This is a genomic window from Planctomycetota bacterium (genome assembly GCA_016235865.1).
GTDB lineage: Bacteria > Planctomycetota > MHYJ01 > JACQXL01 > JACQXL01 > JACRIK01.
The window spans coordinates 22,202-35,849 of the sequence record JACRIK010000035.1 but is presented as its reverse complement, the minus strand read 5'-3'; the positions used below and the strand labels follow the sequence as shown (position 1 = coordinate 35,849).

General features: G+C 47.5%; 7 protein-coding genes. 5 read left to right on the top strand and 2 right to left on the bottom strand.

Annotated elements, in window-relative coordinates; translation table 11 throughout:
• From HZA49_11055 to HZA49_11035, 5 genes are all read left to right on the top strand, one after another.
• Nucleotides 1-1,326, top strand: a complete 1,326-nt coding sequence (locus HZA49_11055; GenBank protein ID MBI5779973.1) for a TolC family protein — start codon at nt 1-3, stop codon at nt 1,324-1,326.
• Between the two features lie 10 nt (nt 1,327-1,336).
• Entirely contained in the window at nt 1,337-2,659 is a 1,323-nt protein-coding gene (locus tag HZA49_11050; protein ID MBI5779972.1) for an efflux RND transporter periplasmic adaptor subunit, read from the top strand.
• The gene (locus tag HZA49_11045; protein MBI5779971.1) at nt 2,660-6,007 is read left to right on the top strand and encodes an efflux RND transporter permease subunit; all 3,348 of its coding nucleotides are present in this window, start codon (nt 2,660-2,662) and stop codon (nt 6,005-6,007) included. It abuts the gene before it with no gap.
• Nucleotides 6,008-6,468: 461 nt separating this feature from the next.
• A complete protein-coding gene (locus HZA49_11040; protein ID MBI5779970.1) occupies nt 6,469-7,020 on the top strand; it encodes a hypothetical protein in 552 nt (183 codons plus the stop codon).
• A gap of 283 nt (nt 7,021-7,303) precedes the next feature.
• Nucleotides 7,304-8,449 (top strand): aminotransferase class I/II-fold pyridoxal phosphate-dependent enzyme, encoded by a 1,146-nt coding sequence (locus HZA49_11035; protein MBI5779969.1) that lies wholly within the window; start codon nt 7,304-7,306, stop codon nt 8,447-8,449.
• A 1,076-nt stretch (nt 8,450-9,525) separates the two neighbouring features.
• Here HZA49_11035 and HZA49_11030 read toward each other — a convergent pair.
• Together HZA49_11030 and HZA49_11025 are read right to left on the bottom strand one after the other, a co-directional pair.
• Nucleotides 9,526-12,096: a polynucleotide kinase-phosphatase gene (locus tag HZA49_11030; protein ID MBI5779968.1), complete on the bottom strand. Its 2,571-nt coding sequence runs from the start codon at nt 12,094-12,096 to the stop codon at nt 9,526-9,528.
• The gene (locus tag HZA49_11025) at nt 12,097-13,491 is read right to left on the bottom strand and encodes a 3' terminal RNA ribose 2'-O-methyltransferase Hen1 (GenBank protein MBI5779967.1); all 1,395 of its coding nucleotides are present in this window, start codon (nt 13,489-13,491) and stop codon (nt 12,097-12,099) included.
• Between the last annotated feature and the right edge of the window lie 157 nt (nt 13,492-13,648).

The following is a 13,648-nucleotide window of genomic DNA, read 5'->3' as shown; positions in this document are numbered from 1 at the left end:
ATGATATATAAAATATCCGTATTTATTATACTCTCAATCGTTTTATTCGGCTGTTCCGGTCCGGCGCCGATAGGCCGCGAATCCCTGTCCGCGGTTGAAGCTAAATACCGGCCGGCTGACAAGAAACCGCCATTGCCTGTCCTTAAACCTGATTCTCCGCTGGCGGATTTTATCACTTATGCCGTCCTGAATAATCCAGAAGCCGAAGCCGTTTTCTACGACTGGAAAAAGGCGGTTGAGGAAATAATGGTCGCACAATCCCTGCCTGACCCAAAATTGACATTTAGTGCGGAAATAATGTCTTCGGTGGAGAAATTCCTGGTCGGGTTTATGCAGGAAATACCGGCGAAGGGTAAGTTGGCCCTAGAGGCCGAGGCGTTCTCTGCCGAGGCGCGGAAGAAACGATACTTGTTTGAACACCAGTTGCTTGAAACAATCTTCAATGTAAAACAGGTTTATTATGAATATTACTTGCTGCAGGAAAAAATACGGCTGGTTAAAGAGATTGTTTTCCTGATTAAGATGCAGGAGAAATCAATCCGGGCGAACTTTGAGACCGGGTTTGGTATGACCGAAGAACTTGTCATGGTCCAGTCGGAGCAGAGCCGCCTGTCTAACGAACTGGTTAATTTAGAGGATTCCCTCAAACCGTTAATGGCCAGGTGGCGTAAGGCGTTGGGTGTCGCTTCTAATGAATCTCAGCCGCCGATGCCAAGCGATGCATTGATCGAGCATATCCTGCCGCCTGAGACGGACTTGTTAAATGAGTTGTTGAAACATAACCTTCATCTTAAGGCGCTGTCTGCCGAAGTCAGGCAGGCACAGGTTATGGTAGAGCGTTCTTATAAGGAAAAGAATCCCGATTGGAGCGTTGGGTTAGGAACCGATGCCAAGAAGGACAAATTAAACTGGATGCCTGAAGTGAGTATGACCCTACCGATCTGGCGACAGAAGATAGCCGCGGAAATTGCTTCAGCCCAGGCCGGACAGAAACAGGCTCAGGCCATGCTTTCGGCTGAAGAGATTAACCTGGCGGTCGTGCTGGCTGAGAAGTCTTTCGCCTGGCGTGAACTCCAGAGGCAGAGCCGGCTCATCAGGGAAAATCTGATGCCCCTGGCCGAGACAAAACTTAACAGCATAGACGCGTCTTTTAAGACTGGTAGAACCGGATTTACCGGTTGGTTTAATGCCCGGCGGGAGTTATTGGAGTTGAAAACCCAGTTGGCTGTGGTGAATGCCCAGCGAGAGATTGTCTTCGCCGACATCTCGCTTATCGCGCTATGCCAGAGCGTTGAGGAAACATCTAAATTATTTAATAGTAAATAGGAGATTGGTTATGAGGTATTTTATTTATGTAGTGGCGGTTATCTTAATACTTGGAGTATTGGTGGGTGCTGGTTTTTTATTATTAAATAAAGACAGCCACAAGGGGCACGCTTCTCCTGCGTCTTCAGAACACCGCGGTGACCGCGATAGCGAACCGGCGGCTAAAAAGCAGATGTATCACTGCCCGATGCATCCGACCTATATCTCCGATAAACCGGGCGATTGCCCGATTTGCAATATGAAACTGGTGCCGATGAAAGAGACGGATGATAAATCGTCTGCGGGCCTAAGCGGCCAGGCCAGCGTGACCATCACGCCCCAGCAGGAACAACTCATCGGCGTCAGGAAGGAGCAGGTTACCGATCGTACCCTGACCAGGACGATTCGGGCCGTTGGAACAATCGTGTATAATGCGCAAAAGATGTATCATATTAACACCAAGATTGCCGGTTGGGTGGATAAAATGGATTGCTGCGCCCTGGCCGGCCAGTTTATAGAAGTCGGGACTCCGTTATTCAGTATCTACAGCCCAGAACTGGTGGTGGCGCAACAGGAATATCTGTCCGCCCTGGAGATGATGAAGAGGGCGGAAGAGGCCAAATCGTCTGAGATGATAAAAAGCGCCGGGCAGATGGTTGAGGCAACCAAACAGAAACTCGTTTTCTGGGATATCTCAGAAGACCAGATTGACAAAATAGCCGAGGAGGGGAAGCCGTCAAGAACCCTATGGATTACCACACCCGGCGCGGGTTTTATTGTCGGCGATGAATTGCACCTCGGCCAATATATTACCCCCGGAGAAATGATTTATAAGGTTGCTGATACCTCAACCATCTGGGTTGAAGCGGAAATATATGAATACGAACTGTCGTATATTAATGTTGATGATGCCGTGGAAGTAACGGTCTCTTCTTATCCGGCTGAGAAATTCGCCGGTACGGTAAAATATATCTATCCTTATGTCAATCCGACCACCCGCACTATCAAGGTGCGTATTGAACTGGCTAATCCTGATTATAAACTCAAGGCGGATATGTATGCCGAAGTATTGCTGAAAAAAGAGGTCAGCGTAAAACTGGCGGTTCCCGTTGAGGCGGTTATGGATTCCGGCAAGCGCCGGATTGTCTTCGTGGATAAGGGCAATGGGGTGTTTAAACCGAGAGAGGTAAAACTGGGCGGTAAATTCGACCATTACTACGAAGTTATTGATGGGTTATCCGAAGGGGAAACCGTGGTTACCTCTGGTAACTTCCTGATTGACTCTGAATCAAAGATAAAATCCGCCGTGTCCGGTATGGGCACAGGGCATAAACACGGCGAAGAGAAAAAGTAGATGCTAAAAAGTATCGTTGCCTTCTCGGCCAATAACAAGTTTCTGGTCCTGATATTTGTGGCCATTGCCGTGGTATTTGCCGTATATTCGGTCCAGAATATCCCGCTCGATGCCATCCCGGACCTGTCCGACACCCAGGTGATTGTCTATTCCCGCTGGGACCGGAGTCCGGATATAATAGAAGACCAGGTGACCTATCCGATAGTCACGGCCATGCTCGGCGCGCCCAAGGTCAAGGCCATCCGCGGTTTCTCGGACTTCGGATTCTCTTACGTCTATATCATCTTCCAGGACGGCACCGATATTTACTGGGCCAGGTCCCGGACCGTGGAGTACCTGAGCAAAATCCTGCCCCGTCTGCCTGAAGGCGTCAAGACCGAAATCGGGCCGGATGCCACCGGCGTGGGTTGGGTCTATCAGTATGCCCTAGTGGACAAGACCGGACAGAACGATTTGGCGCAACTGCGCTCATTCCAGGACTGGTATCTGAAATATTATATCCAGAGCGTTCCGGGCGTGGCCGAGGTGGCCTCGCTGGGCGGATTCCAGAAACAGTATCAGGTCAATATCAATCCAAATGCGCTGGTCGGCTACAACATCCCGCTGATGAAAGTGGTGGACGCCATCCGCGATGCCAACAATGACGTGGGCGGCCGGCTGGTGGAATTCTCCGGCGCCGAGTATATGGTCCGCGGACGCGGTTATATCAAATCAGTCAGCGACATTGAAAATATCTCACTCGGCGCGGATGACAAAGGCACGCCTATCCTGGTGAAGAGCGTTGCCAATGTGGTCATCGGCCCGGACATCCGCCGGGGCGTGGCGGATTTGGACGGCATCGGCGACACGGTCGGCGGGATTGTCGTGGTGCGCCACGGCGAGAACGCCCTGAATGTCATAGAACGCGTCAAGGCCAAGATAGAGGAAATCAAACCATCACTGCCCAAGGGCGCTGAGATTGTCACTACCTACGACCGCTCGGAACTGATTCATGAAGCCATTGACACTTTGAAGCACCAACTGATAGCTGAAATGATTGTGGTCAGTTTGGTGATTCTGCTATTCCTATGGCACATTCCCTCGGCCCTGGTGCCTATTATTACCATCCCGGTGGCGGCCTTGCTGGCCTTTATCCCGATGTGGGGAATGGGACTGACCTCGAATATTATGTCCATCTCCGGCATTGCCATTTCTATCGGTGTGCTTGTGGACGGCGCCATAGTAGAGGTGGAAAACGCCTATAAGAAACTGGAAATCTGGATAGAAGGCGGCCGGCAGGGCGACCCGCACAAAATCCGCATCCAGGCATTGCAGGAGGTGGCTCCCTCCATATTCTTCTCGCTCCTGGTCATTGCCGTGGCCTTTATGCCTATCTTCACCCTGGTGGAACAGGAAGGCCGGTTGTTCAAGCCCCTGGCCTATACCAAGAACCTGACCATGGCTATTGCCGCTCTGCTGGCCATCACCTTAGACCCGGCCATCCGCCTGCTCTTTATGAAAATGGATTATTTCAAACCCAAGTCAGCGCTGGGCAAGGTCTTTGCCTGGCCGGCCAATCAGGTCCTGGTCGGCAAGTATTACAAGGAGGAAAATCACCCGGTCAGCAAAACGCTCTTCTGGTTTTATGAGCCGCTCTGCAAATTCGTCCTGAAATATCCCAGGGCCGTAATTGCCACTGCTTTAATATTGATAGTGACCACCATACCGGTTTACTTCAAACTGGGTTCTGAATTTATGCCGCCTTTAAACGAGGGCAGTATCCTGTATATGCCGACCACACTGCCGGGTATCTCGGTCACCGAGGCCCAGCGCCTGCTCCAGGTCCAGGACAAGATTATCAAGAGTATCCCGGAAGTGGTCAGCGTCTTCGGCAAGGCCGGACGGGCCGAGACCTCGACCGACCCGGCCCCGTTCTCGATGATGGAGACCACCGTGGTCCTGAAACCGCGCGAACAGTGGCGCAAAAAGGAGCGCTGGTATTCCGGACTGCCGGTCATCCTTCAATGGCCGTTCCGGTCCATCTGGCCGGACCGGATTTCCTGGGATGATATCATCAATGAAATGGACTCCAAGATGCAGTTCCCGGGCGTGGTCAATGCCTGGACCATGCCGATTAAGGCCCGGATAGATATGCTTACCACCGGCGTCCGGACGCCCATCGGGATTAAAATCTACGGCGCCGACCTGAAAGAGATAGAGCAAATCGGACTGCATTTGGAGGCGATTATGCGCGATATCCCGGGCACGCGCAGTGTCTATGCCGAACGGGTTACCGGTGGATATTTCCTGGACTTTGACCTCAAGCGCGAGCAACTGGCCCGCTACGGTCTGAGCGTCAAGGAAGTTGAGATGGTCATAATGTCCGCCATCGGCGGCGAGGGTATTACCACCACGGTTGAAGGCCGGGAACGTTACTCGGTCAATGTCCGCTATGCCCGTGAGTTGCGCGATGACCTGCCGGCCTTGCAACGGGTCTTAGTGCCAACCAGCGCAGTTAGTTCCGGAGGCGATGAGATGTCCGGCGGCGCAAACCCGCCTGTCATCAGGCAGGTGCCTCTGGCCGAGCTGGCTGATATCAAATTCACTACCGGACCGGCCATGATTCGGGACGAGAACGGGCTTCTGGCCGGCTATGTCTATGTGGATATCAAGGACCGGGACGTGGGCAGTTATGTCACCGAGGCCAAAAAGATAGTCAAAGAGCAACTTCCAATGCCGACCGGATATTCCCTGCTCTGGAGCGGTCAGTATGAAAATATGCTCCGGGTCAAGGAGCGTCTCAAGATAGTTATCCCGCTGACCCTGTTCATTATCTTTATCCTGCTTTATCTGAATACCAAATCAACGTTCAAGACGCTCATAGTCCTGATGGCCGTGCCGTTCTCGCTTATCGGCGCAATCTGGTTTATGTATCTGCTGGATTACAACGTTTCCATTGCGGTCTGGGTCGGCATGATAGCCCTGATGGGACTGGACGCCGAGACCGGCGTCTTTATGCTCCTGTTCCTGGACCTGTCGTATTACGACCGGGTGCGCAAAGGCACGATGAAGACCTACAATGATTTACACGAGGCCGTGATTTACGGAGCGGTCAAGCGCATCCGGCCCAAGATGATGACCGTCGGCACCACCTTTATCGGCCTGATTCCGATAATGTGGTCAATCGGTACCGGAGCGGATATGATGAAACGTATTGCCGCGCCGATGGTGGGCGGGCTGTTTACCTCGTTTATTATGGAACTCCTGGTCTATCCGCCTATTTATCTGCTCTGGAAGTGGTATGGAGAGATGAAAGAAGGAACGGTGGATGTATCAAAGCTACAGATTCCGGAATTGAAAGAGCACTAAGATATTAGCCACTGGCGCCGAAGCGCCATGGCGCCCTTATGGCGCCAAAAGGCACCAAGGTAATTTATTCTTATCGGAATTCACAATAAATCACAGAATCTTGTAATATTTTCAGGTCGTTGTGACATTATATATGAGGGTGCCTAAAAAGTGTCATTGCGAGGAGCAAAGCGACGCCCCTACGGGACTGCTGTCCCGAGGTAGTCCCGCCAGGGACGAAGCAATCTCATTTTGTTAAAGTATGCGAAGAAAGGAATGGCGTTAAATATGAGAATACTCTTGACGGTAGTGTTGCTGGCCGGATTTGTCTTCTTGGGCGTATCCTGCCGGAGCAGTTCGTCCGGCGCTGATGGACCAGACCATCAGAAGCATTCGGGTTCGCGAGGATGTCATTAATAACTTTATTAAGAAAGTGGCGCCATAAGGGCGCCATGGCGCTTCGGCGCCAGAGGAGGTATTGTATGGGAAATTGGAAGATGTTAACCGGAGGGCTGGTGGTGTTTGCTGTGCTGGCCGCAGGCATTTATATCTATGCCGAATCGTGCGGCAGCCACGATAAAGCCAGCGGCAGCGGTAAATCATGCGGTAGCGGTGATAAATGCGACCACGGCGCCGGAAAGGGTAAGGCGGCTAAGACACCGGAGAATCTCATTAAGGAAGCCGATAAGCTCCTCAAGGAAGTGGATAAGACCAAGGATGTCAAACCCTTGATGACGCATTGTCAGGAGATGATGTCCAAATCGCTGACTATGATGGCGGAATGCAACCGCGCCCTCAAAGGGGAAAAACCGGATATGGCCAAACTGGCCGGGATGGTTGAGACCTCAAACAATCTGATGAAGAAGTCAACCGAACTGTCTGACAAATGCCTGTCCCTGATGCCCAAGCCGGAAAAGGTTGAGGAAAAGGGCGAGACCCAGACGCTCTATGTCTGCCCGATGGGCTGTATCGAGCCGCAGGCCGAACCGGGCCGATGCCCCAAGTGCGGTATGAACCTGGAAAAGAAGAAATAATTAATCAGGGGGGATTCCTCAAAGATAAAGCATCAAAGATATGACCGCAATGAGGAATTCCCCTCCGTTCACCACAAAGCACACAAAGACCACAAAGTGAATATGGGGAATTCTTTGTGACCTTAGTGCTCTTTGTGGTTAATATTATTTCTTATTCGTGTAATTCGTTCCCGTTCGTCTTATTCGTGTTCCTCTTTTTATTGATATTCTTCCCGTAATTTGTATTATCCTTTTATATTAACTGTCTACTGACCACTGTTTACTGAATACTTACTATCTTACTATGTTAAAGGTCGACCACATCGAATGGGTCAAGATGCTGGACCTGGAAAAAATCAAATACCCGCTGATGATAAGCGGCATGCCGTCTCTGGAACTCAAGGAACTGCTCCAGATGGGTTTCAAGATGAAGAATCTGGAACTATACAGCCATCATAATGCCAGAGACAGCTACGGCCCGCTGGCCTTGAAACAGGAATTGGCTAAATATTACAATGTTAAGGTAGCCAATATTGCCATGTGTGCCGGAGCAAATATGGCTATCTACCTGCTCTGCGCCGGACTGCTTAAAAGCGGGGATGAGATTATCCTGGAATCGCCGTGCTACGAGCCGATGAGACGCTCAGCCCAGTCGCTCGGCGCCAAGATAGTTCCTTTACACAGGCGGATAGAAAATAACTGGCAACCGGACCCGGCTGAGTTGGACCGCCTGATTACCCGCAAGACCAAACTCATCTTCCTGACCGACCTGCATAATCCCTCCGGCGTAAAGATGGATGAAGCCGTTATCAGGGGATTGGTCAAGGTGGCCGAAAAACACCATGTCTATATTGCCTGTGACGAGGTCTATAAGGATTTCTTGTTTGTCGAAAGGGACGACCAGAAATTTAGCTCACAGACCCGCCTCAGGAGGGACCAGCCACGTCGGCCGTTCTGCAAGACCAGCCCGATGGCCATAACGCTGTCCAGCTTAACCAAGGTCTATGGCCTGGGCCTGATGCGCACCGGCTGGATTATGGCATCGCCGGAACTGGCCTATCTCTTCTCCCGGACCTATGATTATATGTCGGCCGTTGACTCCTATCCGGCCCAGATGATTTCGCTATACTGCATGCGTCATATTGGAGCGCTGATAAAACGCACTAAAGAGATAGTCGGGAATAAGCGCCAGATAATCAAGGACTGGATAGCCACCGAGCCGCGTTTGAAATGGGTTGAGCCGGCCGGCGGCATCGTTTGTTTCATCAAATTACCGTTCAAGGATTCGTTCAAATTCCAGAAACACCTGTTCCAACGCTACCAGACCTCGGTAGTTCCGGGCGAATATTTTGGGACGCCGGGCTATATCCGGATTGCCTCAGGCACCAAACCCCATCTCCTGAAACAGGGCTTGAAAAATATCTCTCTGGCATTGAAGAAATTTAGCTAGAAATACCCCCATTTTTAGACCCAAAATGCCCGTTTTTCGTGTTTTCGCCTCTCCTATCCCCTTATAAATCAACCTCTTACAAAGAGGGGGGATAGTCCCCCCACCCCCCTCACCATAACCCCCCATCCTGTTCGCCATAACCACCCATACAATGCGCCATAACCTCCGGCCAGATTCGCCATAACCCCCGGCCAGATGCGCCATAACCTCCCGGCGGATTTACGATAATCTCCGTGCAGATTTGCCATAACTCCCGGCCGGATGCGCCATAATGTCCGGCTGGATTTACGATAACCTCCCGGCGGATGCGCCATAACCTCCGCGCAGATTTGCCATAACTCCCGGCCAGATTTACGATAATCTCCCGGCGGATTCGCCATAACTACCGGACGGATTTACGATAACCTCCGGCCAGAATTGCCATAATCTCCGTGCGGATGCGCCATAACCTCCGTGCGTTTGCGCCATAATCCTCGGCCGGATGCGCCATAATGACCGGCCGGATTTGCGATAATCTCCCGTAGCTTTTACGATATGAAGGGGGTCTTTAAGAAAAATACGGATATTTGGGGCAAATAACTCTATGCCCCCTATAGGGTATAGGATACATATCTATACGGTGTAGGGTAATATGGTAGTAGGTCTAGGGTATGCCTCTAGTAGGTCTAGGGTAGTCCTATAGTGGGTATAGGGTAATACTATAGTAGGTCTATGGTATCCCTCTAGTAGGTATAGGGTAGTACTCCAGTAGGTCCAGGGTAGTCCTCTAGTAGGTATAGGGTAATACCCCAGTAGGTCTAGGGTAGTCCTCCAGTAGGTATAGGGTAATACCCCAGTAGGTCTAGGGTAGTCCCCTAGTAGGTATAGGATATAAACCTATAGGGTGTGGGGTGGTATAGTATGGGGTATAGGGTAGTATGGTAGTAGGTCTAGGGTATGCCTATAGTGGGAGTAGGGTATGCCTCTAGTGGGAGTAGGGTATTCCCCTAGTAGGTGTAGGGTATATACCTATAGGGTATAGGGAGGTATGCCTTGAAATGGTTTTTGGAATTGATAGAACCGTACTCCGTTGGTCATTACAGTCTTGGGTCGGTGGTTTCACTTTCCATGGCCAAAACACCTAATGCGCATTCATGGACTCTCCGCAATGGTTCATTTCTAACAAATCGTGTCAACCCTTCAATACCAAGCACGAATTCTTTTTCTGCTAAGGAGCGCTTGGTTCTAAGCCCTCTATTTCTTAACCTTTCCAAATTAACTTGTGCATCATAACTTGGGCCATATATTATTCTTAAGTATTCTTTTCCACGACATTTCAGAGCAGGCTGTACTAACCTACCTTTAGAGTAAACAATAAAATCAGATGGTTTGATAACCATGCCTTCCGCACCTTTATTAGTAATTTCGAGCCACCAATCAATCCCTTGCTGGCAAGACAATTCATTTATTGTTTCTACTTGCAGGAATGGGGTCTTCTTCCAAATCTTGTCAAAACTGGCTAATTCGCCTAACGTCTCCATGTGCCAGGTATGATTTTTATCAGTGTATATCCTGTTTTCTGTGGCAAGTAAATGAAACGGCGCTATTTTTATATCATCCAACGAAGAGACCTGCCAACAATAATTCTGATAAGCTTTTTGATAGGCGTTTATGTCTTTTAGTTGTTGGCTTAACGAATCTTTTAATTCGGTTATTGCTACGCCTCTTTGAGATGCCTTTAATACGTTTTCATACATTTTTTGAAGCGTGTTTTTAGCAGTGGTTGCCACCAATTCATATTGATTAATCAAAAGTTCCCCTGCTTTTAAGTTCCAGGGAATAACTTCAGCGTCAATAATAACCCAATCCGTATCAAATTTCTCCCACCAATTATTAGCAGTCAAACTCTCTACTAATCGACGCAAGAACTTTTGTTGAAGTTCGTTATCTTTGAAAAACTGGCGGCCGGTTCTAGTATAGCATTGACCGATAGCTTCTAAGCCAAAACGATTGAGGCATGCTTTTTCATCTTTGCATAATATCAAAATCGCACGCGATCCCATATGTTTTTCTTCGCAGATAACATTCGGAATACCCCTCTTCTTGTAATAACTAAAAGCCTCAGTTGGATACTCCAAATAGTTAGACAATTGAGAGGTTTCACATGGCGACATAGTCGGTGGGATATAAGTTAACCAACGATGATCCACGCAGAATCTGGAAACGACTTCAATCGCGGCTTCAATTTGTTCCGGGAATACCGTAATCATACCTTTGCCATGTACGGAAATAAATTTCTTTCCAATAAACTCAGTAATATCTAAATAATGGTCATAGCGCTGTTGCTTAGTAAGATTAGATTTCTCTTTTTCATCGGCCTCTTTGCTAAATGTTTTAGTGGGCGTATAGTATTGAGCCTTAGCCTCCACATAAATCAACTCGCGTTCTGGATAGCGTAAGGCGGTAAGTCTGCCACCGAATACACACCCTTGGTCAATATCGATAGTATTGTTAGCAAATTCTGCTTCCTCAACTGGGATATGGCCATAAACAACAAGGGCTTTACCGCGATAATTTTCACTCCAATCAAGGCGAACCGGCAATCCATAGCCGTCAATTTCACCTGTGGTTTGCCCATAAAGACAAAAATCTGTGATTTGCGCTGAACCGCGACCTTGAAAGTATTCGGTTATTCCAGCATGAGCAACAGCTAAATTACCTTGGTCAAAGATATAATGTGAAATTACGTTTCTCTCATATTTCTGATACTGCTCTTTGAATTTGATGCGTTCTGCTTCCGGCAGTGATTCCAACTGTGCGATGGTCTGTTCTAATCCATGGTCAATCCTAACATTTTGTCCTCGTAAATAATTAGTGAATTTCTTGTCGTGATTACCACGCACTACATAAGCAAGATTATTGATAGAATGATTTATTACAAAATTAACCGTCTCGATTATCTTTGGGCCACGGTCGGTGAGGTCACCAACAAAAATCAGTTTTCTGTTATCAGGATGTTTATATAGCCCATTTTCCTGACGATAGCCAAGCTTCTCTACCAATTCGATTAATTCATCATAACAACCATGCACATCCCCGATAATATCAAATGGCCCTGATTCATTTCTCTTGTTGTTGAAAAGCGGGGAGAAAACAATTTCAGCATTATCAATTTCATCTTCATTAAGAATATAAAGTCCGCCGGTAAATCCTTCGCGCTTTATATTCCTTATTGTTTTCTTAAGAAGCAAATTGTGAGTCCTGACAACATGTCGGCCAAAGTCTCGGTCCGGCCGTTGCTGAGTCCTAGCCCAGCAGGTTTTCTCGTTAACGTCAAAGACAATAGCAACTGGCAAAATATGATGCCTACGGGCTAAATTTATCAGGTTTTCCCGGTCTTCATGTCTTAAACTTGTGGCATCAACAACAGTTAACTTTCTCAAATCAGCCCGTTTGCTGATAATGAAGTTTAGTAATTCAAAGGCTTCCGGCGTAACCCCTTGGTTATTAATGTCATCACTAATAATACCGCGGCAAAAGTCAGATGAAACTATTTGAGTCGGTTTGAAATGCTTCTGGCAGAAGTATGACTTGCCGGAACCACTACTGCCAACAAGGACAACTAAAGATAACTCCGGTATTCTAATTGAGATTTTATTATCTAACATTTAAATACTTTTCTTGCGGAAAACTGCCATTTGAGTCGGCGCTCCCAGTTTTTCATCAGGCGTACCAATATTATAATAATCAATTGCATAGGAATATTTTTCGCCTAATCTTTCAGCCCACTGCTTAAATTCTTTCCTGGTCCACTCAAAGCGATGGTCTGCGTGCCTATATTTTCGTTCCTGGAAACTCGGGAATAATTGATTATATTCAAAATTAGGGGTTGATACAAAAATATATCTTGGGCTTAAGTATTCAAAAACATTATGCTCCAAAATAGGTATTTTTGCCGGCTCTAGATGTTCAATTACTTCCAGCAACAAGATAGTATCCAATTCTTTAAGCCGAGCATCCATATATACTAACGAGCCATGTAACAAGGAGACCTTAGGTTTTTGCCATACCTGTCTTTTTGTTATCCTTAGTTTTTTCTCAGCGATTTGCAAGGCCCGAGAAGATACATCCATTCCAATTATATCTTCAAAAGAACGCTCTAAAACCAGTAGTTTAATAAGAGCCCCAGAACCACAACCTAAATCGCCGATTCTCAGCGGAGGCGGATTTAATGTTTTTAATATGGCTATGGTACTCTGCAACCTTTCCTCCTGAAGTCTTATAGGCTCTTCCTTATCGGACTCTTCAGCTCCCTCATCTTGAATTTCATCAGGCTGGTCGTCAATAAGTTGCTCTAATGCTTCTTCAACCAGATTGCGATAACGAAGCAGGTAGCGAGAAACAATTCGTTCTTTAGCCGGATGCTTTTCCAGCCATCCCTCACCATGCCTTAGCAGTTTTTCTATTTCTTTTTCTTCTACGAAATAATGTTTCCTGTTGTCAATGACAGGAAGCATAACATATATGTGCTTTAATAAATTTGATATAGTTTTATTTCCAAAAAGAGTAATATTGTAAGCGGTAGATGATTCGTTCTTGAGCCAAGCAGATTCAAAAGGCAATTCCTTATATTCAATTTTGTAGCCGAGCGGTTCAAAGAAATCATAAATATTCTTAATGCCGCCTCTAATCCAAACACTGGATAACTCCACTTCAACAGGCAATTCACGTTGAATAACAGTAGCAATTTCCGGCAAATCAGACTTGCCGGAGAAAGCACTGGAATACACATCTTTTAAAGCAACAGAAGATAAGCTTGATGCAGCGTAAGGCCGGTAATCAACGTAACTCGCCGCGACCTTTTGCCATTCTGAACGCACCATTCCTACGGTATCAATTAGAGTAAGCAAAGATGCAGTGGCTCTGTTTTCTGAATATTCAGGGAAGAAAACGACAACCTTTCCGCCACTGAAATTTTCCGATAACAGATTAGCAGGATTTTTCCTCAAAATATAGCTCAAAGCTTTAGCATCCTTACCTGTAACAGTTATATTGATTAGCATAAACAGTTTATTTTTAGGTGTACTTATTAAGTACTATTTTGTAATCCTTAGTAATCTATGGACGCAATACCTGTTTACAATTCTACCATTTCCGTTGGGGTTGAGCAAGGATTTGGATTGGTGTTACCTTACTTGTGTTGTTCGCTATTTCTTCCCG

What these genes read in the sequence shown, in the direction of transcription:
- HZA49_11025 (MBI5779967.1), bottom strand. Translation starts at nt 13,491, where the DNA reads ATGCTAATCAATATAACTGTTACAGGTAAGGATGCTAAAGCTTTGAGC.
- HZA49_11035 (MBI5779969.1), top strand. Translation starts at nt 7,304, where the DNA reads ATGTTAAAGGTCGACCACATCGAATGGGTCAAGATGCTGGACCTGGAA.
- HZA49_11055 (MBI5779973.1), top strand. Translation starts at nt 1, where the DNA reads ATGATATATAAAATATCCGTATTTATTATACTCTCAATCGTTTTATTC.
- HZA49_11045 (MBI5779971.1), top strand. Translation starts at nt 2,660, where the DNA reads ATGCTAAAAAGTATCGTTGCCTTCTCGGCCAATAACAAGTTTCTGGTC.
- HZA49_11040 (MBI5779970.1), top strand. Translation starts at nt 6,469, where the DNA reads ATGGGAAATTGGAAGATGTTAACCGGAGGGCTGGTGGTGTTTGCTGTG.
- HZA49_11050 (MBI5779972.1), top strand. Translation starts at nt 1,337, where the DNA reads ATGAGGTATTTTATTTATGTAGTGGCGGTTATCTTAATACTTGGAGTA.
- HZA49_11030 (MBI5779968.1), bottom strand. Translation starts at nt 12,096, where the DNA reads ATGTTAGATAATAAAATCTCAATTAGAATACCGGAGTTATCTTTAGTT.